This is a genomic window from Propioniciclava coleopterorum, from assembly GCF_011393335.1.
Classification (GTDB): Bacteria; Actinomycetota; Actinomycetes; order Propionibacteriales; family Propionibacteriaceae; genus Propioniciclava; species Propioniciclava coleopterorum.
This window is the reverse complement of record NZ_CP049865.1, coordinates 526,587-552,986: the sequence shown is the minus strand read 5'-3', so window position 1 is coordinate 552,986 and position 26,400 is coordinate 526,587. Positions and strand designations below refer to the sequence as shown.

The 26,400-nt window shown below is 74.0% G+C and carries 26 protein-coding genes; 23 read left to right on the top strand and 3 right to left on the bottom strand.

Annotated features, from left to right (window positions below; translation table 11 throughout):
• The first annotated feature begins 5 nt into the window (after positions 1-5).
• The 9 genes from G7070_RS02665 to G7070_RS02625 all read left to right on the top strand — a co-directional run bounded on the left by G7070_RS02665 (position 6) and on the right by G7070_RS02625 (position 10,395).
• Positions 6-971 carry a DMT family transporter gene (locus G7070_RS02665; protein WP_166231773.1) on the top strand — a complete coding sequence of 322 codons (966 nt, stop codon included), beginning with the start codon at positions 6-8 and terminating at the stop codon, positions 969-971.
• Positions 972-1,061: 90 nt separating this feature from the next.
• On the top strand, positions 1,062-1,622 hold the full coding sequence (locus G7070_RS02660) for a hypothetical protein (protein WP_166231772.1): 561 nt from the start codon (positions 1,062-1,064) through the stop codon (positions 1,620-1,622).
• A gap of 3 nt (positions 1,623-1,625) precedes the next feature.
• Positions 1,626-2,126, top strand: coding sequence for an NUDIX hydrolase (locus tag G7070_RS02655; RefSeq protein ID WP_166231771.1), 501 nt, complete (start codon positions 1,626-1,628; stop codon positions 2,124-2,126).
• Positions 2,127-2,272: 146 nt separating this feature from the next.
• Positions 2,273-4,195, top strand: coding sequence for a polysaccharide biosynthesis protein (locus G7070_RS02650; protein WP_206079905.1), 1,923 nt, complete (start codon positions 2,273-2,275; stop codon positions 4,193-4,195).
• Entirely contained in the window at positions 4,192-5,184 is a 993-nt protein-coding gene (locus G7070_RS02645; RefSeq protein WP_166231770.1) for an MraY family glycosyltransferase, read from the top strand. Before G7070_RS02650 ends, G7070_RS02645 begins: the two co-directional genes overlap by 4 nt.
• Positions 5,181-6,386 (top strand): glycosyltransferase, encoded by a 1,206-nt coding sequence (locus G7070_RS02640; protein ID WP_166231769.1) that lies wholly within the window; start codon positions 5,181-5,183, stop codon positions 6,384-6,386. The genes G7070_RS02645 and G7070_RS02640 overlap by 4 nt, the downstream gene beginning before the upstream one ends.
• Entirely contained in the window at positions 6,383-7,696 is a 1,314-nt protein-coding gene (gene tviB / locus G7070_RS02635) for a Vi polysaccharide biosynthesis UDP-N-acetylglucosamine C-6 dehydrogenase TviB (protein ID WP_166231768.1), read from the top strand. The genes G7070_RS02640 and tviB overlap by 4 nt, the downstream gene beginning before the upstream one ends.
• Before the next feature lie 19 nt (positions 7,697-7,715).
• Positions 7,716-8,870, top strand: a complete 1,155-nt coding sequence (locus tag G7070_RS02630) for a glycosyltransferase (protein WP_166231767.1) — start codon at positions 7,716-7,718, stop codon at positions 8,868-8,870.
• Between the two features lie 535 nt (positions 8,871-9,405).
• Positions 9,406-10,395 carry a hypothetical protein gene (locus G7070_RS02625; protein ID WP_166231766.1) on the top strand — a complete coding sequence of 330 codons (990 nt, stop codon included), beginning with the start codon at positions 9,406-9,408 and terminating at the stop codon, positions 10,393-10,395.
• A gap of 1,212 nt (positions 10,396-11,607) precedes the next feature.
• Here the strand turns inward: G7070_RS02625 and G7070_RS02620 are convergent.
• Both G7070_RS02620 and G7070_RS02615 read right to left on the bottom strand, forming a co-directional pair.
• On the bottom strand, positions 11,608-12,732 hold the full coding sequence (locus tag G7070_RS02620; protein ID WP_166231764.1) for a CpsD/CapB family tyrosine-protein kinase: 1,125 nt from the start codon (positions 12,730-12,732) through the stop codon (positions 11,608-11,610).
• A gap of 23 nt (positions 12,733-12,755) precedes the next feature.
• Positions 12,756-13,277 (bottom strand): YveK family protein, encoded by a 522-nt coding sequence (locus tag G7070_RS02615; protein WP_166231762.1) that lies wholly within the window; start codon positions 13,275-13,277, stop codon positions 12,756-12,758.
• Positions 13,278-13,426: 149 nt separating this feature from the next.
• Here G7070_RS02615 and G7070_RS02610 point away from each other — a divergent pair, with 149 nt between their 5' ends.
• Together G7070_RS02610 and G7070_RS02605 are read left to right on the top strand one after the other, a co-directional pair.
• A complete protein-coding gene (locus G7070_RS02610) occupies positions 13,427-14,065 on the top strand; it encodes an arsenate reductase/protein-tyrosine-phosphatase family protein (RefSeq protein WP_166231760.1) in 639 nt (212 codons plus the stop codon).
• 10 nt (positions 14,066-14,075) lie between these two features.
• Positions 14,076-15,818 carry an NAD-dependent malic enzyme gene (locus G7070_RS02605; protein ID WP_166231758.1) on the top strand — a complete coding sequence of 581 codons (1,743 nt, stop codon included), beginning with the start codon at positions 14,076-14,078 and terminating at the stop codon, positions 15,816-15,818.
• Between the two features lie 63 nt (positions 15,819-15,881).
• Here the strand turns inward: G7070_RS02605 and galE are convergent, their stop codons facing one another.
• On the bottom strand, positions 15,882-16,904 hold the full coding sequence (gene galE, locus G7070_RS02600) for a UDP-glucose 4-epimerase GalE (protein ID WP_166231756.1): 1,023 nt from the start codon (positions 16,902-16,904) through the stop codon (positions 15,882-15,884).
• Positions 16,905-17,126: 222 nt separating this feature from the next.
• Between galE and G7070_RS02595 the strand changes: the two genes are divergently transcribed.
• The 12 genes from G7070_RS02595 to G7070_RS02550 all read left to right on the top strand — a co-directional run bounded on the left by G7070_RS02595 (position 17,127) and on the right by G7070_RS02550 (position 26,398).
• Positions 17,127-17,525: a hypothetical protein gene (locus G7070_RS02595; protein ID WP_166231754.1), complete on the top strand. Its 399-nt coding sequence runs from the start codon at positions 17,127-17,129 to the stop codon at positions 17,523-17,525.
• Entirely contained in the window at positions 17,522-17,911 is a 390-nt protein-coding gene (locus G7070_RS02590) for a hypothetical protein (protein ID WP_166231752.1), read from the top strand. Before G7070_RS02595 ends, G7070_RS02590 begins: the two co-directional genes overlap by 4 nt.
• Before the next feature lie 2 nt (positions 17,912-17,913).
• Entirely contained in the window at positions 17,914-18,204 is a 291-nt protein-coding gene (locus tag G7070_RS18245; protein WP_246227249.1) for a DUF8688 domain-containing protein, read from the top strand.
• Positions 18,201-18,755 carry a hypothetical protein gene (locus G7070_RS18240; RefSeq protein WP_246227247.1) on the top strand — a complete coding sequence of 185 codons (555 nt, stop codon included), beginning with the start codon at positions 18,201-18,203 and terminating at the stop codon, positions 18,753-18,755. The genes G7070_RS18245 and G7070_RS18240 overlap by 4 nt, the downstream gene beginning before the upstream one ends.
• Complete coding sequence (locus tag G7070_RS18235) at positions 18,695-19,069, top strand: THUMP-like domain-containing protein (RefSeq protein ID WP_246227245.1); 375 nt, start codon at positions 18,695-18,697, stop codon at positions 19,067-19,069. Before G7070_RS18240 ends, G7070_RS18235 begins: the two co-directional genes overlap by 61 nt.
• A 190-nt stretch (positions 19,070-19,259) precedes the next feature.
• The gene (gene groES, locus G7070_RS02580) at positions 19,260-19,556 is read left to right on the top strand and encodes a co-chaperone GroES (protein WP_166231750.1); all 297 of its coding nucleotides are present in this window, start codon (positions 19,260-19,262) and stop codon (positions 19,554-19,556) included.
• A gap of 26 nt (positions 19,557-19,582) precedes the next feature.
• Positions 19,583-21,172 (top strand): chaperonin GroEL, encoded by a 1,590-nt coding sequence (gene groL / locus G7070_RS02575; RefSeq protein WP_166231748.1) that lies wholly within the window; start codon positions 19,583-19,585, stop codon positions 21,170-21,172.
• A 196-nt stretch (positions 21,173-21,368) separates the two neighbouring features.
• The gene (locus tag G7070_RS02570; protein ID WP_166231746.1) at positions 21,369-22,025 is read left to right on the top strand and encodes an MptA/MptB family glycosyltransferase; all 657 of its coding nucleotides are present in this window, start codon (positions 21,369-21,371) and stop codon (positions 22,023-22,025) included.
• Between the two features lie 5 nt (positions 22,026-22,030).
• Positions 22,031-22,774, top strand: coding sequence for an MptA/MptB family glycosyltransferase (locus G7070_RS02565; RefSeq protein WP_166231744.1), 744 nt, complete (start codon positions 22,031-22,033; stop codon positions 22,772-22,774).
• A gap of 24 nt (positions 22,775-22,798) precedes the next feature.
• Positions 22,799-23,695 carry a DUF1731 domain-containing protein gene (locus G7070_RS02560; protein ID WP_166231742.1) on the top strand — a complete coding sequence of 299 codons (897 nt, stop codon included), beginning with the start codon at positions 22,799-22,801 and terminating at the stop codon, positions 23,693-23,695.
• Positions 23,696-23,765: 70 nt separating this feature from the next.
• The gene (gene guaB / locus G7070_RS02555; RefSeq protein ID WP_206079904.1) at positions 23,766-25,286 is read left to right on the top strand and encodes an IMP dehydrogenase; all 1,521 of its coding nucleotides are present in this window, start codon (positions 23,766-23,768) and stop codon (positions 25,284-25,286) included.
• A 5-nt stretch (positions 25,287-25,291) separates the two neighbouring features.
• The gene (locus G7070_RS02550) at positions 25,292-26,398 is read left to right on the top strand and encodes a GuaB3 family IMP dehydrogenase-related protein (protein WP_166234904.1); all 1,107 of its coding nucleotides are present in this window, start codon (positions 25,292-25,294) and stop codon (positions 26,396-26,398) included.
• Positions 26,399-26,400 lie beyond the last annotated feature (2 nt).

Here is a 26,400-nt window from a genome sequence, read left to right as displayed (position 1 = left end):
TCCGCGTGAGCGCGCGAACCCGCTCGCACCTGCTCCTGCTGGCGTGCGCGGCGATCTGGGGGCTGGCGTTCGTCGCGCAGCGGCTGGGCGCCGAAGCCGTGGGGGCGTCCACGTTCATCGCCGCCCGCAACTACCTGGGCGCCGCGGCGCTGCTGCCGCTGCTGTGGTTCCTGGACCGGCGCGAGGGCCGCGACGCCGCCGCCCGGCGCGAGGCGTGGCGCGCCGTGGTCGTCCCCGGCCTGGTGATCGGCGCGCTGCTGTTCGCGGGCTCGGAGCTGCAGCAGGTGGGTATCGAGCACACGACGGCCGGCAACGCCGCGTTCGTGACCGGGCTCTACATGGTGATGGTGCCGCTCGCCGGGCGGCTGTTCGGCCACCGGACGCCGCCGGTCACCTGGCTGGGCATCGCGCTGGCCGTCCCCGGCCTGTTCCTGCTGACCTGGACGGGGTCGGGCATCGGGCTGGGCGACCTGCTGTGCCTGATCGGCGCGGGCGTGTGGACCTTCCACATCCTCGCGGTGGGGCGGGCGGCGTCCGCGCTGGACCCCATCCGGCTGTCGGTGGCGCAGTTCGTCGTGGCGGCGGTGCTCGCCACCGGCGCGGCGCCGCTGTTCGAGGAACGGCCGTTCGTGGGCATGGAGCACGCGCTGGGCGCCATCGCGTTCGCGGGCCTGGTCTCCACCGGCGTCGGCTACACGCTGCAGGTGGTCGGCATGCGGCACGCGCGGGCGTCCGTGGCCGCCATGATCATGGCGCTGGAGGCCGTGTTCGGAGCCCTGGGCGGCGCGCTGTTCCTGGGGGAGCGGCTGAGCGCCCGCGGCCTGCTGGGCGCCGCCCTGATGATGGCGGGCATCCTGGTGGCGCAGGTGCCCTCCCGCGCCGAGCGCGCCCGGGAGCGGGCCGCCGAGCTCGCGGGCCAGGTCCCCCCGCCCGTCCCCGAGCCCCCGTCCACCGCCCTGCGCGAGGGCTGAGCCCGTGGGATGATCGGGCGACACCGGGGCGAGCATCGACGCCCGGCAGACGCACCGCGGCGCCCGCCGCCCGATTTCCGAGGAGCGCCAGTGCGCATCGCCGACCTGAGGATCGACGGGACGCCCACCCGCGCGCACGTCGACGCCGCGGCCCTCGAGCAGCCAGGCGCCTACCCGCCCAGCTACCGCGCCTTCGTCGCCCACGCGGGCTGGGGTCGGCTGTTCGGGCTGTGGCTCGTCCTCCCGCCCGTGCTCCCGGGCCACGCCGACGGGCTGCCCGCCACCGGCGATGCCCTGACAGCCTTCGTCCGCGCCGACTACGCCGACTCCCGGGCCGACGACTTCGACTGGGTGATCGAGCCCGACGGCTCGTGGGACCTGGTGGAGCACCTCGTCGTTTTCGGGATCAGCGAGAACGGCCACCATCTGCTGTGGGACACCTCCCGGCGCGACGCGGCGGGGGAGTTCGCCGTCTGGGTGTCCGACCGCGGGCAGAGCCTGCGCCGGCTCGGGGACGACCTGGAGGCGGCGCTGCCCCTGCTGTCCGAACTCGCCGGGCCCCTCGCGCCGGCCGGGCACGACGTCTCGCCGCTGCCGGCGACGCGCGCCGCGTCCGGGAGTGCGGCGGGAGCCGGTCACGGGGAGGGCTGAGCGGTGGCGTTCCGCCCGGTCCTCGGCGTGCTGGCGTTCGTGACGCGCGGCGACGCGGTGCTGCTGGTGCACCGCACGGCCGACCCCGCCGACGAGCAGTACGGCCTGTTCAACGGGCTGGGCGGCAAGATCGAGCCGGACGAGGACGCGGTCGCCGCCCTGCGGCGCGAGCTCCGGGAGGAGGCCGGCATCGAGGCGACCGCGTTGACGCTGCGCGGGACGCTGAGCTGGCCGGCACCGCGCGGGGCCGGCGAGGACTGGTTCGGCTTCGTCTTCCGGGTCGACGCCTTCGCGGGCGAACCGCCGGCCCGCAACGCGGAGGGGACGCTGCACTGGGTGCCCCGCGCCGAACTGACGGGGCTGCGCCTGTCCCCGGGCGACGCGGAGTGGCTGCCCCACGTGTTCGACGAGGACGTCGCCTCCTTCCACGGCGTCGTCCACGTCGCGCCGGGCGTCCGGCCGCGGCTGTCGGTCTCGCTGCTTCGACGGCGTCCAGAAGGCTGACCCGGACGCTGGAAACCGCGGATCACCCCTTGTCGGGACGCTGATACGGTTCAAACCGAGGGCATGACCCGTTTCGGGTGTACGGGGTCGTACGGGACCGTCCGGGACGGGTTTTCGGGCCCGTCGGCGCGACTACCTTTCCAGCCGTGACGCGTATCACCAGTGACGACGCGGGGCCCCTCGCCCCGCCGGCCCCGCGCTCCTCGGCGCCTCGGCGGCTGCACGCCGCCGACCTCCTGCGGCTCCCGGCGCGCTGGCGCCGCGTCCTCCTCGTGGCGTGGGACTGCCTGGCCTGGCTGGTGGCGCTGGTGGCGTTCTCCGCGGTCCGCTACGACCTGGTTCTCACGCCCGCGCAGTGGCGGTGGACCGTGCTCTACACCGGCCTCGCGATCGCGCTGCAGGTGACGGTCGGGTTGGCCACCCAGGTGTACCGCGGCCGCAGCCGCACCGGCAGCTTCAGCGAGGCCGGTTGGCTGGGCGCCGTCGTCCTGCTGCCCGCGCTGCCCCTGGGGGCCGCGCTGTCCCTGACCACCGACCTGCCGCGCGGGCTGGCGCTCACGGTGCCCCCGATGGCTCTGGTCGTGATGGCGGCGGGGCGCTGGGCACTGCGCCTGCTCCTGGCCGGGTCGGGAGCGCACCGCGACGCCGCCGCGACCGCGACGCCCGCGCTGGTGTACGGCGCGGGGGAGGCGGGCCATCAGGTGGCGCGCCTGGTCGACCTCGCCGCCGACGCCCCCTACGCCATCGTCGGCTACCTGGACGACGACCCCGCGAAGCGTTTCCTCCGCGTCGAGGGCCACCGCGTCCTGGGGACGGGGGCCGACCTCGCGCGGCGGGCCGCCGAGCGCCGGGCCGAGACGGTGATCCTCGCGGTGTCGAGGCCGTCCCCGCACCTGCTCCAGGCCGTCTCGGCCGTCTGCGAGCAGCACCGGCTGCGGCTCGTCGTCATCCCGCCCGTGCGGGAGATGCTCGGCGGCCGGATGTCGCTGGAGGGCCTGCGGGCCTTCAACGTCGCCGACCTGCTGGGGCGCCGGCCGGTGAGCACCGACCTGAGCGCGGTGGCCGGCTACGTCGCCGACCGCGTCGTGCTGGTGACGGGCGCGGGCGGCTCCATCGGCTCGGAACTGGCTCGCCAGCTCCACAGGCTCGGGCCGCGGCGATTGGTGCTGCTCGACCGGGACGAGTCCGCGCTGCACGCCACCCAGCTGTCGATCGACGGCGCCGGCCTGCTGGACACCGACGACACGGTGCTGTGCGAGATCCGCGACGCGGACGCGCTGCTGGCCGTCTTCGACCGGCACCGGCCCGACGCCGTCTTCCACGCGGCGGCGCTGAAGCACCTCCCGATGCTCGAGCGGTTCCCGCACGAGGGCTGGCGCACCAACGTCCTCGGCACGCTCAACGTGCTGCGCTGCGCCCACGCGGTGGGCGTCGGCCGGGTCGTCAACGTCTCCACCGACAAGGCCGCGGACCCGTCGAGCACCCTGGGCAGGACCAAGCGCGTCGGGGAGCGGCTCACCGCCTGGTACGCCCACGAGCGGGGCCTGGGGGCGCTGTCGGTGCGGTTCGGCAACGTGCTCGGGTCGCGCGGCTCGGTGCTCTACACCTTCCGCGCCCAGATCGCGCGCGGCGGTCCCCTGACGGTGACGCACCCCGACGTGACGCGGTACTTCATGACGATCCCCGAGGCGTGCGAGCTGGTGCTGCAGGCGGGTGCGCTGGGCAGCCCCGGCGGCGTCCTGGTGCTGGACATGGGCGAGCCGGTCCGGATCCTGGACGTGGCGCGGCGCATGATGGCCGAGGCCGACGTGGAGGTGCCCATCCGGTACACGGGGCTGCGTCCCGGCGAGAAGCTGCACGAGGTGCTGTTCAGCGCCGCCGAGCGCGGCGCGCGCAGCGTGCACCCGCTGATCGACCAGGTCGGCGTCCCGACGCTGGACCCGGCGCTGCTCCCGCAGATGGCCGTGGGCGACCCCGACCCGACGCTGTCGCTCGCCGAGGACGCCGCCGGCGGCGGGCGGGCGCCCGCGGCGTCCGGGGCCGCGGCGAGCGCCCGGGGGACGCGATGACCGACGTCGCCTGGGGGCCGCTGCTGCTCGGCGCCTGCGTCGCGCTCGCGGCGCCCGCCGCCGTCCGCCCGCTGCTGCTGCGGGCGGGGGCCGTCGACGTGCCGAGCGCCCGGTCGTCGCACGCGCACCCCACCCTGCGGGGCGGCGGGCTGGCGAGCCTGCTGGGCATGACCGTGGCGGGGCTCGGGGGCGTGCTGATGCTGCCGCCCGACGCGCCGGCGCTCCTGGGGGTGGTGCTGGGCAGCGCCGCGGTGATGGGCCTGGTCGGGCTCGCCGAGGACGTCCGGGGGCTGTCGGTGCGGACGCGGTTCTCGCTGCAGCTCGCCGTCGGCGGCGCCGTGGGCGCCGCCCTCGCGCTGCTGCTCGGGCTGGACTGGGGCTGGGTGCCGGCCGTGGCGCTGCTGTTCGCGGCGCACGTCAACGTCACCAACTTCATGGACGGGGTCAACGGGATCTCCAGCCTGCACGGGCTGGCCGCCGGCGGGAGCTTCGCCCTGCTGGGCGCGGCCCTGGGGATCGGCTGGCTCGTGATGGCCGGGCTGACCATCGCCGTGGCGTTCGTGGTGTTCCTGCCCTGGAACCTGATCCCGCCCGGGCTGTTCCTCGGCGACGCCGGGAGCTACCTGTTGGGCGCCGCGCTCGCCGCCACGTCGCTCACCTGCCTGGCGTGGGGCGTCCACCCGCTGGCGGCGGTGGCCCCGCTGCTCATCTACTGGTCCGACGCCGGCGTGACGCTCGCGCGGCGCGCGCTGCAGGACGCCCCGCTGCTCACCGCGCACCGCACGCACACCTACCAGCGCCTCGCGTCGGCGGGCTGGTCGCACCTGGCCGTGGGCGGGCTCGTCGCCGCCCTCACCGCCGCCGCGGGGGCGGTGGGGCTGCTGGGCGCCACGGGCGCGTGGCCCACGCCCCTGTGCGCCCTCGTCCTCGCCGTCGTGTGCTCGGCCTACCTGGCGCTGCCCCGTCTGATCGGAAGGACACCCCGATGACCCCTCGTCCCGCGCGGAACGCCCGCTCGGTGGTCTACGCGACCACCATCGGGTTCAGCGCCTTCACCCTGCTGCGCGGCCAGCTCGCCTGGCTGCGCGAGCAGGGCTGGGACGTGACGCTCGTCGCCAGCCCGGACGACCTCGCCCAGGCCGCCGCCCGGCGGGAGGGCGTCGCCTTCCATCCCCTGGCCATGCGGCGCGACCCGGCCCCGGTGGCCGACCTGGCGGCGCTGGCCGCCTGGGTCCGGTTCCTGGCGGCGGCGCGCCCCGCCGTCGTGAACGTGGGCACCCCCAAGGCGGGGCTGCTGGGGATCCTGGCGGCGTGGCTCACCGGGGTCCCGCGCCGGGTGTACCTGGTGCGCGGCCTGCGGCTCGAGGGCGCCTCCGGGCCGCTGGCCGCCGCGCTCGCCTGCGCCGAGCGGCTCTGCGGCCTGCTGGCCACCGACGTGGTGGCGGTGAGCCCGTCCCTGGGCCGCGAACTGCTGCGTCGCCGGCTCGTGTCGCCCGGGAAGCTGTGGACGATCGGCGACGGCAGCAGCAACGGGATCGACGTGGCGGCCGTCCAGGCGCGGATCGCCGGGGTCGACCGGGACGCCCTGCGGCGCGAACTGGGGCTGCGCCCCGACGACTTCGTGGTCGGCTTCGTGGGGCGGGTGACCCGCGACAAGGGCATCCACACCCTGCTGGACGCCTTCGCGTCCGCCGAGCTGACGCCCCGGGCCCGCCTGCTGGTGGTCGGCCCGACGGAGGAGGAAGGCTTCGAGACCGGGTTCGCCGCGCTGGGCGACCGGCTCGCCCGCGTGCCGTGGACCGACGACGTCTGGGGGCACCTGCCCGCCCTGGACGTCCTGAGCCTGCCGACGCTGCGGGAGGGCTTCGGGACCGTCGTGCTGGAGGCCGCCGCGGCCGGGATCCCGGCCATCGTCACGACCGCGACCGGCGCGGTGGACACGGTGGTGGACCAGGAGACGGGCCTGCTGATGGGCGTGGGCGACGCGGCCGCGCTCGTGCGCCACATCAACGCGCTGGCCGACGACCCGGAGGGCGCCGGCCGGCTCGGGCGCGCGGCCCGGGAGCGCGCGCGGGAGCGGTTCGCCCAGGAGCGGATCTGGACCGGGATGCAGGACGTCATGACCGGCGCGGGGGCGTCCCGGGTCGGGGCCCCCGAGGCGGCCCGCGCGGCGGTCGGGGGTGCGGCATGAGCGCCCCGGACGCCGGCGTGGCCGCCCCGGCCCGCGCGGTGTCGGACGCCACGATCGCGGTGATCGGACTGGGGTACGTCGGGCTCCCGCTGGCCGTCGAGTTCGCCAAGCGACAGCCGGTCATCGGGTTCGACATCAACCCGCGCCGGGTCGCGGAACCGCGGGCGGGCGAGGACCTGACGCTCGAGGTGCCCCCCGACGAACTGGCCGCGGCGGTCCACCTCCGCTGCACCGCCGACGAGGCGGATTTGGACGCCGCCGACGTCTACATCGTGACCACCCCCACGCCGATCGACGCGCACAAGCGGCCCGATCTCGGCCCCGTGCTGGCGGCCTGCCGCTCCGTGGGGCGCCACCTGGCGCCGGGGGACGTCGTCGTCTTCGAGTCGACGGTCTACCCCGGCGCCACCGAGGAGGACTGCGTGCCGCTGCTGGAGCAGGTCAGCGGGCTGCGTTTCAACGTCGACTTCCACGTCGGGTACAGCCCCGAACGGATCAACCCGGGCGACCGGGAGCACCGGCTCCCGTCGATCATGAAGGTCACCTCGGGCTCGACGCCGGCGACCGCCGACTTCGTCGACGCGCTCTACCGCTCGATCGTCACCGCCGGGACGCACCGGGCGCCCTCGATCCGGGTCGCGGAGGCGGCCAAGGTGATCGAGAACACCCAGCGCGACGTGAACATCGCGCTCATGAACGAGCTCGCGATCCTGTTCAACCGGCTCGGCATCGACACCGAAGACGTCCTGCGCGCCGCCGGGACGAAGTGGAACTTCCTGCCGTTCCGCCCGGGGCTGGTCGGCGGCCACTGCATCGGCGTCGACCCCTACTACCTGACGCACAAGGCCCAGGCGGTCGGCTACCACCCGGAGATCATCCTGGCGGGCCGCCGCCTGAACGACTCGATGGGCGCCTACGTGGCGGCCCAGTTCGTGAAGGGGCTGGCCAAGCAGGGACTGCCGGTGCGGGGCGCGCACGTCCTCGTGCTGGGCCTGACGTTCAAGGAGAACACCCCCGACCTGCGGAACTCGCGGGTGATCGACGTGATCCGCGAGCTCGAGGACTACGACATCGCGGTCGACGTGTTCGACCCGTGGGTCGACCCGGCGCACGCGCTGGCCGAGTACGGGGTGCGGCCCATCGCGCAGCCGGAGGCGGGCGCCTACGACGGCATCATCATCGCGGTCGCGCACCGGGAGTTCCGGGCGATGGGCGTCGACGGCGTCCGCAGCTTCGGCGTCCCGGGCCGGCACACCCTGTACGACCTCAAGCACGTCATCGGCGCGCACGAGTCCGATCTGAGGCTGTGATGCGCGGGGGAGGTGCGCGGTGAGGGTCGTCTTCGCCCACGACCACATCTTCGTCGAGCACGCGGGCCGCCACGCCACGTCGGGCAGCTTCCCCGACGAGGTGCTGGCCCGCTACACCACAGCCCTGGGGCCGGTGGTGTTCGTCGGGCGGGTGCGGCACGAGGACGCGCCGCCCGCCGGCCTGAGCCTCCTCAGCGACCCCGACGTGCGCATCGTGCCGGCGGGGCCGCTGCCGCGCGCCCGCCGCGTGCTGGACGCCGAGGTGGCGCGCGCCGAGGCGGTGGTCGTCCGGCTGCCCAGCCGGATCGGCGCCCTGGCCTGGCTCAGCGCCCGTCGGCTCGGCAGGCCGACGCTCGTGGAGGTCGTCGGCTGCGCCTGGGACGCCTACCGCCACCACGGCGTCCTCGGCCGGATCGCGGCCCCGGCCTTCTTCCTGCTGACCCGCGCCCTCGTGCGGCGCTCCACCCACGTGCTCTACGTCACGTCCCGCTTCCTGCAGCGCCGCTACCCGACCGCGGGCGTCGCGGTGGCGTGCTCCGACGTGGTGTTCCCCGACCCGGACGCCGCCGTGCTGGAGCGCCGGCTGGCGCGGATCGGGGCCGGGCGGGGCCGGGCGCCGCTCGTGCTGTGCACCGTGGGCGCGGTGCACGTGACCTACAAGGGCCACGACACGGTGCTGCGGGCGATGCGGCGGCTGAAGGACCGGGGCATCGCCACCCACTACCGGATCGTGGGCGGCGGCGACCCCCGCCGGCTCGCGGGTCTGGCCGACGACCTCGGGCTGGGCGCCGACGTCAGCTTCCTGGGCGCGCTGCCGCACCAGGAGGTGCTCTCGGCGCTGCAGGAGTGCGACCTCTACGTGCAGCCCTCCCGGGTGGAGGGCCTGCCGCGCGCCCTGCTGGAGGCCATGAGCGTGGGATGCCCGGCGCTGGGCGCCCGGGTCGGCGGCATCCCCGAGCTCCTGGTCGGGCGAGACCTGTTCGCCGCCGGGGACGCCGGGGAACTGGCCGACCGGATCGCCGGGCTGGACGCCGACGCGCTGCGGCGCATGGCCCTGGCGAACGTCGCGGTCGCCGCAGGGCCGTACTGTCCGGCGAAGCTCGCGGCGCGCCGCGACGCCTTCCTGCGCCGGTTCCGCGCCGACGCCGAGGCCGCACGGGGGGCGTCCCGGTGAGTGCCCCGGCCCGCACCCGGTCGCGCAGCGCCCTCGTGGCGGGGGCGCCGGCCCGGCGCGCGCGCGTCGCCGTCCGCCTCGACGGGGTGCTGCTCGCGCGCCAGGTCTCGGCGATCCTCGTCGTGGCGGCCGTGGTCGGGTCGGCCGTCCTGATCGTGGCGCGCGTCCGCGACCCGCGCTTCCTCGACCTGTGGCTCCTGCCGGTGGCCTTCGGCGTCTGCTACCTGGCGCACCTGCACCGCTCGTGGTCGCGCCGACCGACCCCGCTGCGGGTCGTCTTCGTCGCGGGCTGCCTCCTGCGCTACGTCGCCTCCCCGGCCCTGATCGCGGTGACACAGCAGTACGGGACCTGGGCGGTCACCACCGTGGCGCGGCGGCACGTCGACACCGCCATCGCCATGATGGTGCTGGAACTGCTCGCCTGCACGGCCGCGCTCCTCGTCGTGGACGCGCGCCGTCCGGTCGCGGGCCCCGCCGGGGGCCCGGAGCGCGGGGGCCGCGAGCGGGTCAGGGACGCCGCTACGTCCCGGGCGTCATGCTCGGGCTGGCGGCACTGGCCGTCTCCGGGGCGGCGCGGGCGTACTTCACCGTGCCGGTGCTGCCCGGCGGCTCGTTCGGCGTCGACCTCAAGGCGACCTCGGCGCTGGACGAGGCGGCGATCATGGTCGCGGTCACCGGCAAGCACCTGGCCTTCCTGGCCGCGCTGATCTGGGCGTGGCGCCGCTTCGAGGCCTCCGGCGCGCGCCGCTACGTCTGGGCGGCCGTGGCGGCCACGGTGGCCAACGGCGTGCTGCTGTACGGCACCAACCGCCTGGCGGCCCTCTTCGTGGCCGCCAGTTCGATCCTGGCCTACCTGGCGCTGTTCCCCCGCCACCGCGCGCGGCTCACCGCCCCGGCGGTGGCGGGGCTGGTCGTGGTGTACGCGTTCATGACGCGGGCGCGCAACTACTGGGACCCCTACGCCGCCTACTCCGGGCCCGAGCACGCGCTGCGGAACGCCGAGAGCCTCATCAACCACTACCTCGGCGGCATCCACAACGTCGCGATCTCGGTCCGGATGGCGGAGACGTACGGGGCGCACGCGGGTCTGACCACGCTGCTGTACGACCTCGTGCGGCCCGTCCCGGTCCTGAACCTGCTGGCGCGCGGGGACGGGGCGGCGCGGACGTCGAACCAGTACTTCAACCTGGAGTTCTACCAGTCGACCAAGATGGACGTGATCCTGCCGGCGGTGGGCCAGGGCGGCTTCTACGTCGGCCCCTGGCTCGCCTGGACGGTCCCGGTGGCGCTGCTGCTGGTGGGGGTCGCGGTCGAGCGCTGGATGCTGGCGACGCGCCGCGTCGAGCACCTGTACCTGGGATCGCTCGTCCTGATGCGGCTGGGGACGCTGATGGGGTCGAACGCGACGATCCAGGCCAACGAGATGGCGATCCAGTTCCTGCTGCCGATCGCCATGGTGTGGCTGCTGGGGGAGGTGCGGGTCCGGGGCGACCCGTCCGGCTCGGCGGGACCGAAGCGTGGCTAGGCGGTCGGTGCTGCTGAACGTCGCCGCGAGCCTGGGCTCCCAACTCGCGGGGATCGTGATCTCGCTGCTGATGCCGCGTCTCCTCATCGTCCACTACGGCTCGGAGGTGAACGGGTTCGTCTCGTCGGTGGCGCGGATCGCGGCGTATTTCGCCGTGCTGCAGGGCGGCGTCGTCGCGGCGGCTGGGGCGCATTTGTTCCGCGCCTTTTCCCGGGGTGATTCCGACGCCGTGCGCGCCATATTCGTGGCGGCGCACCGATTCTTCGTCCGTTCCGGGCTCGTGCTCGCCCTGATCGCGATTGTCTTTTGTTTCGTGTTTCCGCTGGAGTTCCTCGGATCGGACTTCTACGGGCCGGCCGTCGGGGTGGCCGCACTGAGTCTCCTGACCGTGGTGACGGGTCATCTGTATTTCTTCAAATACCACCTCATCGTGGACTCCGATCAGCGCTCGTACGTGATCGTCAACTCGGTCATCGTCACGAACCTGCTCGTCACGGCGGCCCAGGTCGGCCTCATCCTGGGCGGCGCCTCGATCGTCGCGGTGGTGGCCGTCGTCCCCGCGGCGGGGCTCGCCCGGCTGCTGCTCACCCGCGCCTGGGTGCGGCGGGCCTACCCGTACCTGCGGCTCGAGGGGCCCGCCGACACCGCCGCCCTGGACCAGAAGTGGGACTCGCTGGCCATCGCCACCTCGCGGCTGATCAAGTTCGTCCTGCCCTCGGTCGTGGCCTCGGTGCTGCTCGGGTTCGAGTTCGCCAGCGTGTTCCTGGTCTACGCGGCCGTCTTCAGCGTGGGCAGCTCGGTGGTGGAGATGGTGAGCGTGACGGGGGCGGCGACGCTGGGGCGCGTCGTGGCGTCGGGGGACGCCGACCTGATCCGGCGCTGCTACGAGGCGGCGTCCCTCGCGGGCGCCGCGGTCGCCGTCGGCCTGTCGGTCTGCTTCGCCGCGCTGTTCCCCGGCTTCCTGGAGCTCTACCTCGGCTCGGTCGCCGACGTGTCCTACTGGGCGCCCGTCCTGATGGGGACCTTCGTCGTCAACGAGTTCGCCGCGAACCTCCGCCTGGCGCCCACGCTGATGGTGCGTGCCCAGGGGCACCTGCGGCAGACCCGCGGCAGCGCCCTGATCGAGCTGGCGCTGGCCGGCGTCCTCACCCCGCTCGGGGTGTGGTGGCTGGGCCTGGACGGCCTGATGCTCGGCTCGGTGGCGTCCTCGATCTACCGCACCGCCGTCCTCGAGTGGTACTGCCGCGGACGCCTCGGGCTCGGCGGCGGCGCGCCGGCGGCCCGCCGGCTGGCGGTCCTCGTGGGCGCCGGGGTGATCGCGGCCGCCCTGGCGGCGCTGGTCCCCTCCGGCGCGGGCGTCGCGGGCTGGGTGCTGCGCGCCGCCGCCGTGACGACGCTGACCGCCGCCCTGCTGGGGGCGGCGGTCGCGGTGTTCGACCGCCCGACGGGGCGGATCCTGCTGGGCCTGCTAGGCCCGCCGCGCCGGTAGGTCAGCCGCCGCCGCCGCGCCCGCCGCGCACCGGCTGCGCCGGGTCCCGCGGGGCGGTGATCGCGGCCGTAGTAGGCCTCCTGCCCCTTCTCGGGGCTGGTCACATCGTTGAGGACGACGCCCAGGGTCGCGACGTCGCCGGCCTTGAGCAGGTCCACCGCGCCCTCGAACTGCGGGCGCCGCACGACGCCGGAGCGGGCGACGAGGATCGCGCCGCCGGTCTGGGAGGCCAGCACCACCGCGTCGGTCACCGGCAGCAGCGGGGGCGCGTCGAACAGCACGTAGTCGTACGACCGCTCGGCGGCCGTGATGAGGTGCGCCATGGCGTCCGAGCCGAGCAGCTCGGACGGGTTCGGGGGGACGGCCCCCGCCGGCAGCACGGCCAGGCCGGCGGGCTCGGTCCGGATCGCCAGGCCGTCGAGCGTCCCGCGGCCCGTCAGGATGTGCGAGAGCCCCAGCGCACCGTCCAGCCCCATGCGCTGCGCCACCTGGGGCGCCCGCAGGTCGGCGTCGACGAGCAGGACCGACTCGCCGGCGCTGGCCAGCACGCGCGCCAGGTTGACGGCGGTCTGGGTCTTGCCCTCGCCCTGGACCGACGAGGTGATCACCATCGAGCGGCGGCGCTCGCCGCCGAGCGCGACGAAGCCCACGTTGGTCCGCAGCCGCCGGTACGCCTCCGCGGTGGCCCAGTGGGCGCCCTCGCCGCCTTGGGCGGGATCGGGGTGACGGCGGCCGATCGAGGCCAGCAGCGGGAGGGTGGTCGTCTGCTGCAGGTCGCGGGCCGTCCGGATCCGGGTGTCCAGGGCGTGACGCGCCAGCGCCTGCCCGACGCCGACGGCGGCCCCCACCAGCGCGCCGAGGGCGAGATTGGTCAGGGGCGCGGCGAGGCGGGGCTGGTCGGCGGGAGTGCCTCGTCGATGACGGTGGCGCTCACCAGGCGCCGGTCGCCCGCGCCGACGGGGGACAGCCGATCGACGGTGGCCAGCAGCGAGCGCGTGACCGCGTTGGACAGCGCCGCGGCGCGGGCGGGGTCGGGGTCGAGGGCGGTCACGGTGATGATCTGCGTCGAGGCCGGCGACATCACCGTCAGGTGGGCCGCGAGTTCCCGCGCGGTCACGCCGAGCCCCAGCTCGGCGATCACGGGCTCGAGCACCGTGGCCGTCGTGGCCACCTGGATGTAGGAGGTGACGGTCCTCTCGGCGTACGTGGCGCCCTGAGATAATTCACCAGCGGTGCTCCCACTGTCGACCGTCAGGAAGAGCGACGACTCCGCCGCGTAGGTCGGACGCTGCAACGCGGTGACCCCGAAGGCCAGGGCCACGACGATGAGGAACGCCGCGATGATGCTGCGCCAGTAGCGCAGCGCGACGCGGAGGTACTGCTGGAGTTCCATGATGATCTCTTTCGGGCCGCTGATTCTTCGCCCGCGTCGAATCGAGATGTGCGTGGAGGTGGGCGGGGCGCGGGCCGCCGCGTTCGGGATTAGAATAGACGCACCGAAGGGGGTGATCCAATGCGTCTTGGGAGGACGAGGAAACACGGATGAAAACAATGTTCCCCACGCCGGGTGGGCCGGCGGGGCGCCGGCACGAGCGGCCCTACCGGGTGCTGTTCGTCTGCACCGCCAACATCTGCCGGTCGGCCTACGCGGACGTGGTGACGCGGGCGGCGGGGATCCCGGGGATCGCAGTGGGTTCCGCCGGGACGCGCGGGTGGGCCGGTCATCCGATGGATCCGCCCATGGCCCGCCAGGTGGCCGCCCCGGCGGACGCCGGCGCCCACGTGGCCCGGGCGCTGACGCGTGACCTGGCCGCCGCCGCCGACCTCATCCTGGCGATGGGGGCCGAGCACCGCGCCCACATCCTGGAGGAGTGGATCGATCTCGGCCCCCGCACCTTCCTGATCGGGCAGGCGGCGCGCAACCTGGAGCTGCTGCCGCCCGGCACGCCGCTGGCGGGCGTCGCCCCGCACCTGTGGGGGCACCGCGACGTCGCGCCCGACGACGAGGTGCCCGACCCCTACAGGCGGGGCGAGGCGGCCGCGGCGGCGGCCGCGGCGCTCATCGACCGGCACCTGGCCCGCGTGCTGGACGGCCTCCGCGCGGCGGCGCGGGCCGGCGCCACGCCGCCCCCGCGTCCGCCGGGAGACCCCCGTGGCGGGGGAGCGGCGGGGCGCCGCTAGTGTTGCGCCCATGGCAGAGCGGCCCTATGACGTCCTTCCCGGCGACCACGGCAACCGGATCCGGGTCAACACCCACGGGAGCTACATCCTGCGCATCCCGCGCCTCAACCGCGGCACCGCGTTCACCCACGCCGAGCGTGTGGAACTCGGGCTGGAGGGGCTGCTGCCCGAGCGGGTCACCCCGCTCGAGGGCCAGCTGCACCGGGCCTACACCCGTTTCCTACGGGCCGGGTCGCCGATCGAGAAGTTCGCGTACCTGCAGGGCCTGCGCGACCGCAACACCGTGCTGTTCTACCGCCTGCTCAGCGAGCACCTCGACGAGCTGATGCCGATCGTCTACACCCCCACCATCGGGGAGGCGATCCAGGAGTTCAGCCTGTGGTACCAGCAGGTCAACGGCGTCTTCCTGTCCATCGACGCCCCCGAGCGCATCGAGGCGTCGCTGCGGGCCACCGGCAAGAGCGCCGACGACGTCGACCTGCTGATCGTCACCGACTCCGAGGGCATCCTCGGCATCGGCGACCAGGGCGTGGGCGGCATCCTCATCTGCATCGGCAAGAAGTCGGTCTATACCGCGGCGGCGGGGCTCGACCCCGACCGCATGGTCCCCGTCGTGCTCGATGTCGGCACCAACAACCTCAGCCTGCTCAACGACGACCTCTACCTGGGCCTGCGCCACGCGCGGGTCCGGGGCGAGCGCTACGACGCGTTCGTCGCCGACTTCGTGGCGGCCGCGCAGAAGGTGTTCCCGCACGCCATGGTGCACTGGGAGGACTTCGGCGCCGACAACGCCCACCGCATCCTCGAGACCTACCGCGACGAGATCTGCACCTTCAACGACGACGTCCAGGGCACGGCCGCGGTCGTCGCCGCCGCGATCATGGCCGGGGTCAGCGCCAACGGCGAGCGGCTGCGGGACCAGCGGTTCGTCATCAGCGGCGCGGGCACCGCGGGCATCGGCGTGGCCGACCTGCTGGTCGACCTGCTGCGCCAGGAGGGGCTGAGCGAGGAGCAGGCCCGCGGCCTCTTCTGGGCGACGACGAGCCGGGGCCTGGTCACCGACGACCCGACCAAGCGGTTCCGGGACTTCCAGCGTCGCTACGAGCGCTCGTCCGTCGAGGTGGCGGCGTGGGACGTCGAGGACCCGGGCCGCATCGGCCTGTCCGACGTCGTGGCGAACGTGCACCCCACCGTCCTCATCGGGACGTCGGGGCAGCCGGGCTCGTTCACCGAGGCGATCGTCACGGACATGGCCGCGCACGTCGAGCACCCGCTCATCTTCCCGCTGTCCAACCCGACGACGCTGGCCGAGGCGACGCCCGCGCACCTGCTCGAGTGGACGCAGGGCCGGGCGCGGATCGCGACGGGTTCGCCCTTCGCGCCGGTCACCCTCGACGGCGTCACCTACGACGTGGCCCAGGCCAACAACGCGCTCGTGTTCCCCGGGCTGGGCCTCGGCGTCGCGGTCAGCCGGGCGACGCGCGTCACCGACGGCATGATCGCGGCCGCGGCGCAGGCCGTCGCGTCCCTGGTGCAGTACCGCAAGGAGGGGCAGTCGCTGCTGCCCAGCGTGCGCGACCTGCGGCGGGTCTCCGCGACCGTCGCGATCGCGGTGGCGCGGCAGGCGGAGGCCGACGGCGTCGCCGAGACGCCGCTCACCGACCCGGTGGAGCAGGTGTTCGACCGGATGTGGCAGCCCGTCTACCCGGAGTTGCTGTACGGCAAGCGCCGCGTGGCCCCCGAGCAGGACTGACCCCCACTCGCGCACGAGCCCGCGCCCGGACGATCCGGGCGCGGGCTCGTCCCGCGTGCGGGATCAGGCGTCGGCGGCCTGGAACCCGTTCGGGTTGGCGGACTGCCAGCGGTAGGTGTCCACGCACGCCTCGTCGACCGTCTTGTCGGCGCGCCAGCCGAGCTCGTCCTCGGCCAGGTGCGCGTCGGCGTAGGACGCCGCCACGTCGCCGGCGCGCCGGGCCGCGACCTCATACGGGATGGTCTGGCCGGACGCCTTCTCGAACGCCCGGACGATCTCCAGCACCGAGATCGGCGTCCCGGTGCCGAGGTTCCAGACGTGGAAGCCGTCGTGGTCGGCGAGGTGGTTCAGCGCGGCCAGGTGCCCCGCCGCCAGGTCGACCACGTGGATGTAGTCGCGCACGCCCGTGCCGTCGACCGTCTCGTAGTCGTCGCCGTAGACCGTCAGGTGGTCGCGGCGTCCGGCGGCGACCTGGGCGACGTAGGGGAGCAGGTTGTTCGGGATGCCGCGCGGGTCCTCGCCGATGCGGCCCGACTCGTGGGCGCCGATCGGGTTGAAGTAGCGCAGGACGCCGACGGACAGCCGCGGGTCGGCCGCGCTCGCGTCGGCCAGGATCTGCTCGATCATGTGCTTGGTGCGGCCGTACGGGTTGGTCGCGCCGGTGGGGGAGTCCTCGGTGAACGGCGGCTCCGACAGGTCGCCGTAGACCGTCGCGGAGCTGCTGAACACGATCGTGGAGCAGCCGTGCTTGGCCATCGCCTCCAGCAGCGTGATCGTGGAGCCGAGGTTCTCCCGGTAGTAGGTGAGCGGGATCTCGGTCGACTCGCCGACGGCCTTCCAGCCCGCGAAGTGGATGACGGCGTCCGGCCGGAAGGACGCGAACGCCCCGTCGACAGCGGCCTCGTCGCGGACGTTGGCCAGCACGAACTCGGGCGCGCGGCCGGCGAGCTCGGCGACGCGCCGCAGCGATTCGGGCGAGCTGTTGGACAGGTCGTCCACGACCATCACGTCATGTCCCGCTTCCAGCAGCGCCAGGGTGGTGTGGGAACCGATGTAGCCGGCGCCTCCGGTGACGAGTACGCGCATGGGGATCCTCTCGTGGTCGACATGGAGTCGTCCCGAGTCTAACCGCCGCCCTCCCCGGCGGGGGCGCCGCGGCGGCAGGCGCTGCGGGATCGCTTCCCTCACCCGCGCCCGCCGCGGCTCCGCAGGGGGGCGGCGCGATCCGGACGCCCGGAGCGACCCGCCGCGGGGGATCGCCGCCCCGGGGCTGTGACGTGGGGGCTCCGGGTCACTAGTGTCGCCCCCATGAAGATCGTGAAGATCGTCCTGTCGATCGTCGGCGTCGCCGCGCTCGTCGCGGGCGGCGTCTACCTGTCCCTGGTGTTCCTGGACAACGCCCGGCTGCTCGCGGCGGCGAACGCCAACAAGTCGGGCAACCTGTTCAACGACCCGATGCAGAACATCTTCCTGGTCGCCGGGCTGGCGCTGCTCGGCGGCCTGGCGCTGGGGATCGGGCTGGCGATGCCGACCATGACGAGGGGCGCGATCCGCCGCGACGCCCTGGACGAGGTCAACAGCCAGCGCCGTAGCGCGATCGCCAAGGGTGCGGCCGAGCACGCCTCGCTCCCGACCAACGGGGGCGCCGAACTGCCCCCCGCCGGTGACGACCCGCAGCTCCCGCCGGCCCCCGGGGACCGTCCGTGAGGCTCGGGGACGCCGATCGGGTGAACGTCACGACGTTCGACGCGGCGGGCGAGGGCACCACCAGCACGAACTTCGTCGTGCACATGGCGCAGGACAAGGTCGGGCTCTGGACGACCGAGAGCGGGCCCTGGACCGAGCGGCTGGCGTTGTCGTCGGTCGTGTCGCTGCACGCGGCCAACGCCTCGGGCCGCGTGCTGCGCGAGGAGCCGGTCCTCGAGGGCCGCGCGTTGCTGGTCACCGAGGGGGAGGACTACGACTCCGTCAAGGCCGCGACCCGGGAGAAGTACGGTGTGTCGATGAAGGTCGCCGAGGTCGCCGACTGGGCGTGGGAGCTGGGCAAGAAGGGCACCCCGGACGGGGTGGTCGTCGTCAGCATCGTCGGCTGAGCGTGGACGTCGCGACCGCGCGCTGGCTCGTCTCGCCCCAGGCCGCCCCCGTCCTGGCGGCGGCGGCCGCCGAACCCGACCCCGACTCGCTGAAGGCCGCCACGCGGCTGCGGGCGCTCACCACGCCCGAGCGGGCGGCCGCCGCGCTCACCCAGGCGGCGCTGCGGCGCCGGGCCACGGCCAAGTTCGGCCGGCGCGCCGAACAGCTGTTCTTCACCCCGACGGGCTCGAGCAGGCCACCCGCGGCGCCGTCGCCGCGCGCAGGGCGGCCCGGTTCGCCGCCGCCGGGGTGACCCGCGTGGTCGACCTGGGCTGCGGCATCGGCGCCGACGCCCTCGCGCTGGCCGACGCCGGCCTGGGGGTCGTCGCCGTCGAGCGCGATCCCGTCACCGCGGTGCTCGCCGCGGCGAACCTCGGCGGGCCCGTCGAGGTGGCCGACGCGGTGGACGCCTGGCCCGCGCTCGCGGCGTCCGACCCGGACGCCGGGGTCTTCGCCGACCCGGCCCGCCGCACGGGCGCGGGCCGCACCTGGCGGCTGGAGGACCTCAGCCCGCCGTGGGACTTCGCGCTCGGCCTGCTCGGCGCCGGCCGGACCGCCGCGCTCAAGCTCGGCCCCGGAGTGCCGCACCGCGTGCTGCCCCCGACGCGGACGCCGAGTGGGTCAGCGACGCCGGCACCGTCGTGGAGTGCGCGCTGTGGGCGGGGCCGACCGCGGTGCCGGGACGCCGCGCCGCCGTCGTCGACGGCGCCGAACTGGTCGCCGCCGGGGCGGCGGCCCCCGACGTGGCGGCGCCGCAGGCCTTCGTCTACGAGCCGGACGGCGCGGTGGTCCGCGCCGGGCTGACCGACGAACTCGCCCGGCTGCTGCGGGCCGACCGGCTGGACGCCCACGCCGCCTACCTGACCGCGCCGCATCATCTGCCCACGCCGTTCGCCGAGGCGTTCGCCGTCTCCGAGGTGCTGCCGTTCGACGAGAAGGCGCTGCGGGCCTGGGTGCGCGAGCGCGGCGTCGGGACGCTGGAGATCAAGAAGCGCGGGCTCGACGTCGACCCCGCGGCGCTGCGGCGCCGCCTCAAGCCGAAGGGGCGCGCGGCGGCGACGCTGATCCTGACGCCCTCACCGTCCGGGGCCCTGGCGCTGGTCTGCTCGCGCGCCTGACCGGGGCGCCGGCGGCGTGCCGATTAGCACTCGGGTTGAACGAGTGCCAGCGCGTGGATAGAGTCATTCCTGGCACTCGAACATCGAGTCTGCCAGCCCACGGCGGCACCCGCGACGACGCCTGGGCGGCGCAATCGAAGAACCGTTACGGGCCCTGGAACCGGGGCCCATTCGCAGAAAGGGCACCATCGTGGCCGTCACGATCAAGCCGCTCGAAGACCGCATCCTGATCCAGCCGCTGGAGGCTGAGACCACCACCGCGTCGGGTCTGTACATCCCCGACACCGCCAAGGAGAAGCCGCAGGAGGGCAAGGTCGTCGCTGTCGGCCCGGGCCGCGTGGACGACTCCGGCAACCGCATCCCGCTCGATGTCGCCGAGGGCGACGTCGTCATCTTCTCCAAGTACGGCGGCACCGAGGTCAAGTACGACGGTGCGGAGTACCTGCTGCTCAACGCCCGCGACATCCTCGCCGTCGTCACCAAGTGACCTCGACGAACCGTTAGGAACATCACATGGGTAAGACTCTGAAGTTCGACGAGGAGGCCCGCCGCTCCCTCGAGCGCGGCGTGGACGCTCTCGCCAACACCGTCAAGGTGACGCTCGGCCCCAAGGGCCGCTACGTGGTGCTCGACAAGAAGTGGGGCGCCCCGACCATCACCAACGACGGCGTGACCGTCGCCAAGGAGGTCGAGCTGGAGGATCCGTTCGAGAACCTCGGCGCGCAGCTGGCCAAGGAGGTCGCCACCAAGACCAACGACGTGGCCGGCGACGGCACCACGACCGCGACGGTCCTGGCGCAGGCGCTCGTGCACGAGGGGCTGCGCTCGGTGGCCGCCGGTGCGAACCCGATCGAGCTCAAGCGCGGCATCGAGAAGGGCGTCAAGGCCATCGACGACGCCCTGGCCAAGGTCGCCAAGCCGATCGACACCACCGCCGACATGGCGTCCGTGGCGACGATCTCCAGCCGTGACGCCGAGATCGGCAAGCTGATCGCCAAGGCGTTCGACAAGGTGGGCAAGGACGGCGTCATCACCGTCGACGAGTCCAACACCTTCGGCACCGAGCTCGAGTTCACCGAGGGCATGCAGTTCGACAAGGGCTACCTGTCCCCGTACTTCGTGACCGACCCGGAGCGGATGGAGGCCGTCCTCGACGAGCCCTACATCCTCGTCAACTCCGGCAAGATCAGCTCGATGAACGACCTGCTCCCGCTGCTGGAGAAGGTCATCGGCGCCAACGGCCAGCTCGTCATCATCGCCGAGGACGTCGACGGCGAGGCGCTGTCGACCCTCGTGGTGAACAAGATCCGCGGCACCTTCAACTCCGTCGCCGTCAAGGCGCCGGCGTTCGGCGACCGCCGCAAGGCCATGCTGGAGGACATCGCGATCCTCACCGGCGCGCAGGTCGTCTCGCCCGAGCTGGGCCTCAAGCTCGACCAGGTCGGCCTCGACGTGCTGGGCCGTGCCCGCCAGGTCGTCGTCACCAAGGACAACACGACCATCGTCGACGGCGCCGGCACCAAGGCCGACGTCAAGGGCCGGGTCGAGCAGCTCCGCGGCGAGATCGAGCGCACCGATTCCGAGTGGGATCGCGAGAAGCTCCAGGAGCGGGTCGCGAAGCTCGCCGGCGGCGTCTGCGTCATCAAGGTGGGCGCTGCGACCGAGGTCGAGATGAAGGAGAAGAAGCACCGCATCGAGGACGCCGTCAGCGCGACGCGCGCGGCCATCGAGGAGGGCATCGTCGCCGGCGGCGGCTCCGCCCTGGTGCACGCCGCCGAGGTCATCAAGACCGGCATCGGCGACACTCCGGACGAGAAGACCGGCTCCCTCATCGTCAAGAAGGCCGTCGTCGAGCCGCTGCGCTGGATCGCGGAGAACGGCGGCGAGCCCGGCTACGTCGTGGTCTCCAAGGTCTCCGAGCTCAAGCCCGGCATGGGGTACAACGGCGCGACCGGCACGTACGAGGACCTCATCAAGGCCGGCGTCATCGACCCGGTCAAGGTGACCCGTTCGGCCCTGTCGAACGCCGCCTCGATCGCGGGTCTGCTGCTCACCACCGAGACCATCGTGGTGGAGAAGCCCGAGGACGAGGACGACAAGTAAGCACGCGTCCGCGTCGATCACCCACGAGGGGCTCCGCTTCGGCGGGGCCCCTCGTGGCGTCCCCGGTGCCGACGGCCGCGCGCCCGGCGATGGCACCCGGCCCCGGCGACCGCCCCGCGGCTCCTTGGGGGCGACCCGCTAGGCTGTGCCGTCGTCACCCTCCCCTGACGAGGGCGTCGGGAGGAGGGCTCGGCTCGTGGACACGCAGCAGCGACGCACCGGCCTGCCCTTCCGGGTCGCCGCGGCGGCCGGGTTCGCCGCCTCGCTGCTCATCGCCTGGGGGTCGGCGCACCCCGAGTTCTCGTTCAACCGGTTCGGCTGGCTCGAACCCACCGTGGACGCCGTCGGCCTGCTGCTGCCGCTCCCGCTGGACCGGATCTTCATCGTCGCGGGGGTGGCGGGGCTCTGCGTCCTGTGGTGGTGGCTGCGCCCGCGGCCCGGCGTCCGGCCGATCGACCGGCCGGGGCTGCTGCTGGCCGTGTGGTCGCTGCCGCTGCTGCTGTGCCCGCCCGTGCTGTCCGGCGACGCCGTGCTGTACGCCGACTCGGGGTGGATCGAGAACAACGGCGGCTCGGTGTACCGGCACGGGCTCGGCTCGGCCTTCGGGCCCTTCGGCGAGTCGGTGCACTCGCTGTGGCGCGGCCACGGCGTCGCCTACCCCGCGCTGAGCCTGATCGTGAACCAGCTCGTGGTGGCGGGCACCGGGAACCACCCCTACTGGTCCATCATCGCCCTGCGGCTCCCCGCGATCCTGGGCGTCGTCCTCATCGCCGCCTGTGCGCCGCGGATCGCCCGCTTCCTCACCCCGCCGACCCGGACGCCGCCGGCCGCGCGCACTGGTGGGGGCTGCTGAACCCGGTGCTCGTCGTCCACTTCATCGGGGGCGCCCACAACGACGCCCTGATGGCGGGGGTGTCCGTGTTCGCCATCTGGGTGACGGTCGTGGGGGTCGAATCGGCCTCGGCGAGCCCGGGGCGCGCCCGCGCGCTGGTCTGGGTCGCCGCCCCGATGCTGGTCGGCGCCGCCATGGCCCTGAAGCAGCAGGGCGGCCTCACCGTCCTGGCCGTCGCGGGGCTGCCGATCCTCGCGACGCTGCGCTCGACCCCGCTGCCGGCCCGGCTGTGGCCCTACGGACTGCGGACCGCGGGCGTCACCGCCGTCGCCGTTGCGACGTTCGTCGCGCTCAGCCTCGTCACCGGCAAGGGCTTCGGCTGGACCGCCTGGCTCACGCTGATGGGCTCGGCGGGCACCCCGGCGCCGTTCGCCCTGCTGTCGGCCTGGGGCGGCGACATCATCGCCTGGCTCGGCGGGGACCCGTCGGGCTACCGCACCGTCGTGGGGCTGGCCTCCAACGTGGTGCTGCTCGGCGTCCTGGCCTGGATCGTGTACCGCTTCAGCGACCGGCCCGTGGCCGCCGTCGGCTGGGGCTCGCTGGCCGTGGCGATCCTGGGGCAGTCGATGCACCCGTGGTACTTCCCCTGGAGCCTCGCGCTGCTCGGCCTGGTGCCGCTCACCCGGCGTCAGGGGGGCTGGGTCGCGGGGTTCGCGACGGCCTTCGTCACCTGGAACGCCATCCAAACCGTCCTGTGGCACGGCGGCTGAGCGGAGCGGTCTACAATCGCCCGCATGCGCGTCGCCGTCACCGAAGGTCCACCCCACCTGGTGGACGGGTTGGCCGACGCGCTGCTGAGCCGGGGCGACGAGGTCGTCCTGCTGGAACGCGTCCCGCGCGCCGCCGCGCCCGCCGGTGTCGAGCGGCGCTCCTGGGAGCCGCTCGCCGGACGCATCGCGGGCGCGGGCCTCACCGACGTCGACGCCGCGGTGAACATGTTCGGCAGCCCCATGACGGGGCGCTGGACGCCGTCGGTCAAGGAGGAACTGCGCGCCAGCCGCGCGACCGGCACCCTCAGCATCGTGAGCGAACTCGAGCCCGACGGCCGCTGCCAGCGGCTGCTGGCTCTGTCCTCGACGCGGTTCTACGCCGACGCGGGCGCCGAGCCCCGCACCGGGGACTCGCCGCGCGGCTCGGGCTTCCTGGCGCAGGCGATCGGGATGTGGGAGGCCGCCGCCCGGCACTCCCCGGTGCCCACGGGCCTGCTGCGCACCCCGGCGATCCTGGCCCGCGACCGGGGCTACCTCGCCCGCCGGCAGGCGGGTCTGCGGGGCCGGGTGGGCACCGGGCGGCAGTACATCCCGTGGATCCACCTCACCGACTGGGTCCGTGCGGTGATGCTGCTGCTCCAGGAGCCGGTCGAGGGGCCGCTGAACCTGGTCGCCCCCGAAGCCGTGACCGAGGCGCAGTTCGTCGCGGAGTGGGCGCGCGCCGAGCGGCGCCGCGTCCCGCTGCCGGTGCCCGACCTCGTCATGCGCGCCCGCTTCGGCGCCGACGCGAGCGAGGAGCTGTGGTGGGCCAGTACCCGGGCCGTCCCGGCGGTGCTGACCGAACTGGGCTTCGAGTGGCGCTACCCGACGCTGGCGTCCGCGCTGGCTGAGGCCGCGGGCCGGGCGTCCGGGGGCCGCTGAGCGGGCCGGCGTCCCCGCCGCGCCGAGTATGCTCGGGGGCGGACGAGCGTCGAGAAGAAGTGGGGTTGGTATGGCTTTGGACGATCTGACGGCAGCAGGGGTTCCGGCCCCGTTCGCGCCGCTCGGGCTGACCTTCGACGACGTCCTGTTGCAGCCCAACGAGAGCGACGTGATCCCCGCGGAGGTCGACACCAGCACGTACGTCAGCCGGCGCATCCAGCTCCGCATCCCCCTGATGAGTTCGGCCATGGACACCGTCACCGAATCGCGCATGGCCATCGCCATGGCGCGCCAGGGCGGCCTGGGCATCCTGCACCGCAACATGACCGCCGACCAGCAGGCCGGCCAGGTCGACCGCGTGAAGCGGTCCGAGGCCGGCATGATCGACCAGCCCATCACCACCACGGTCGACGCCACCATCGGCGAGGTCGACGAGATGTGCGGCACCTACCGCGTCTCCGGCCTGCCCGTCGTGGACGCCGACGGCCGCCTGGTCGGCATCATCACCAACCGCGACATGCGCTTCGAGGACGACCCCCGCCGCCCCGTCGGCGAGGTCATGACCCCGATGCCGCTCGTCACCGGGCATCCCGGCATCGCGCCCGACGAGGCGCTGAAGCTGCTCGGCAAGCACAAGATCGAGAAGCTGCCGCTCGTGGACGCCGACGGCAAGTTGCGCGGCATGATCACGCTCAAGGACTACGTGAAGTCCGACAAGTACCCGCTGGCCACCAAGGACCCGCAGGGACGCCTCCGCGTCGGTGCGGCCATCGGCACGTTCGGCGACGCCTGGGAGCGGGCCATGCTGCTGGTCGAGGCGGGCGTGGACGCGCTGGTCACCGACACCGCGCACGGCCACAGCCGCTCCGAGATGGACCTGATCCGCCGGCTCAAGAACGAGCCGCTGGCCGCGCACGTCGACGTGATCGGCGGCAACGTCGCCACCTACGAGGGCGCCAAGGCCATCGTGGACGCCGGCGGGGACGCCGTGAAGGTCGGCATCGGCCCCGGCTCCATCTGCACCACCCGCGTGGTCGCCGGCGTCGGCGTCCCGCAGGTCACCGCGATCTACGATGCGGCGCGCGCCGCCCGGCCCGCCGGCGTCCCGGTGATCGGCGACGGCGGCCTGCAGTACTCGGGCGACATCGCCAAGGCGATCGTGGCCGGCGGGAACGCCGTCATGCTGGGGTCGCTGCTGGCCGGGTGCGAGGAGAGCCCCGGCGAGCTGGCCTTCATCAACGGCAAGCAGTTCAAGACCTACCGCGGCATGGGCAGCTTGGGCGCGATGAAGGCGCGCGGCAGCCAGGGCAGCTTCGCGTCCGACCGCTACTTCCAGGCCTCCGCCACCACCGACGACAAGTTCATCCCCGAGGGCATCGAGGGGCAGGTCGCCTACCGCGGCCCGCTCGCGGCGGTGGCCTACCAGCTCATCGGCGGCCTGCGGCAGTCGATGTTCTACTCGGGCGCCCGCACCGTGCCCGAACTCCAGGAGCGTGGCCGGTTCGTCCGCATCACCGCGGCGGGCCTGCGCGAGTCCCACCCGCACGACATCCAGATGACCGTCGAAGCCCCCAACTACTCTTCGAAGTGAGCGACATGATCGAGATCGGACGTGCCAAGCGCGCCACCCAGGTGTACGGCTTCGACGACATCGCGATCGTCCCGACGCGGCGCACCCGCACGCCGGAGGACGTGAAGCTGACGTGGACCATCGACGCCCTCACCTTCGACTTCCCGATCGTGGCGGCGCCCATGGACTCGGTGATGTCCCCGGCGACCGCCATCGAGTTCGGACGCCTCGGCGGCCTGGGCGTCCTCAACCTCGAGGGGTTGTGGACGCGGTACGAGGATCCCGAGCCGCTGCTCGCCGAACTCGCCGAGATCAGTGACGCCACCGCCGCGACCCGGCGGATGCAGGAGATGTACGCCGCCCCGGTCCAGCCCGAACTGATCCGCGCCCGCATGCAGGAGATCCGGGACGCCGGAGTGCCGGTCGCCGGCGCACTGTCGCCGCAGCGCGCGCAGGAGTTCGCGTCGGTGGTCGAGTCCTCGGGCGTCGACTTCTTCGTCATCCGCGGCACCACCGTGTCGGCGGAGCACGTCTCCGCGTCGGAGGAGCCGCTCAACCTCAAGGAGTTCATCCGCAAGCTCGACGTGCCGGTCATCGTGGGCGGCTGCGCCACCTACCAGGCGGCGCTGCACCTGATGCGGACCGGCGCCGCCGGCGTCCTCGTGGGCTTCGGGGGCGCGGCCACGGGCCGCACCCGGCACGTGCTCGGCGTCGAGGTGCCGATGGCGTCGGCGATCGCCGACGTGGCCGCGGCCCGCCGCGACTACATGGACGAGTCCGGCGGACGCTACGTGCACGTGATCGCGGACGGCGCGCTGGGCCGCTCGGGCGACCTGGCCAAGGCCATCGCCTGCGGCGCCGACGCCTGCATGGTGGCGACGCCGCTGGCGCGCGCCGCGGAGGCGCCTGGCAAGGGCTGGCACTGGGGCCCCGAGGCCTGGCACCCCCGCCTGCCGCGCGGCGAGCGCGTCCGCGTCGGCCGGGTCGGCACCCTGGCGGAGATCGTGGAGGGCCCCTCGCACGTGCCGGACGGGACCATGAACCTCGTCGGGGCGCTGCGGAAGGCGATGAGCACCACCGGCTACACCGAGGTCAAGGAGTTCCAGCGCGTCGAGATCGTCGTGCACGCGTAGCC

Coding starts and splice junctions, on each gene's coding strand:
- G7070_RS02550 (WP_166234904.1), top strand. CDS start 25,292: ATGATCGAGATCGGACGTGCCAAGCGCGCCACCCAGGTGTACGGCTTC.
- galE (WP_166231756.1), bottom strand. CDS start 16,904: ATGCGCGTACTCGTCACCGGAGGCGCCGGCTACATCGGTTCCCACACC.
- G7070_RS02610 (WP_166231760.1), top strand. CDS start 13,427: ATGAAAACAATGTTCCCCACGCCGGGTGGGCCGGCGGGGCGCCGGCAC.
- G7070_RS02645 (WP_166231770.1), top strand. CDS start 4,192: ATGACCGACGTCGCCTGGGGGCCGCTGCTGCTCGGCGCCTGCGTCGCG.
- G7070_RS02595 (WP_166231754.1), top strand. CDS start 17,127: ATGAAGATCGTGAAGATCGTCCTGTCGATCGTCGGCGTCGCCGCGCTC.
- G7070_RS02625 (WP_166231766.1), top strand. CDS start 9,406: ATGCTCGGGCTGGCGGCACTGGCCGTCTCCGGGGCGGCGCGGGCGTAC.
- guaB (WP_206079904.1), top strand. CDS start 23,766: ATGGCTTTGGACGATCTGACGGCAGCAGGGGTTCCGGCCCCGTTCGCG.
- tviB (WP_166231768.1), top strand. CDS start 6,383: ATGAGCGCCCCGGACGCCGGCGTGGCCGCCCCGGCCCGCGCGGTGTCG.
- G7070_RS02605 (WP_166231758.1), top strand. CDS start 14,076: ATGGCAGAGCGGCCCTATGACGTCCTTCCCGGCGACCACGGCAACCGG.
- G7070_RS02615 (WP_166231762.1), bottom strand. CDS start 13,277: ATGGAACTCCAGCAGTACCTCCGCGTCGCGCTGCGCTACTGGCGCAGC.
- G7070_RS02640 (WP_166231769.1), top strand. CDS start 5,181: ATGACCCCTCGTCCCGCGCGGAACGCCCGCTCGGTGGTCTACGCGACC.
- groL (WP_166231748.1), top strand. CDS start 19,583: ATGGGTAAGACTCTGAAGTTCGACGAGGAGGCCCGCCGCTCCCTCGAG.
- G7070_RS02560 (WP_166231742.1), top strand. CDS start 22,799: ATGCGCGTCGCCGTCACCGAAGGTCCACCCCACCTGGTGGACGGGTTG.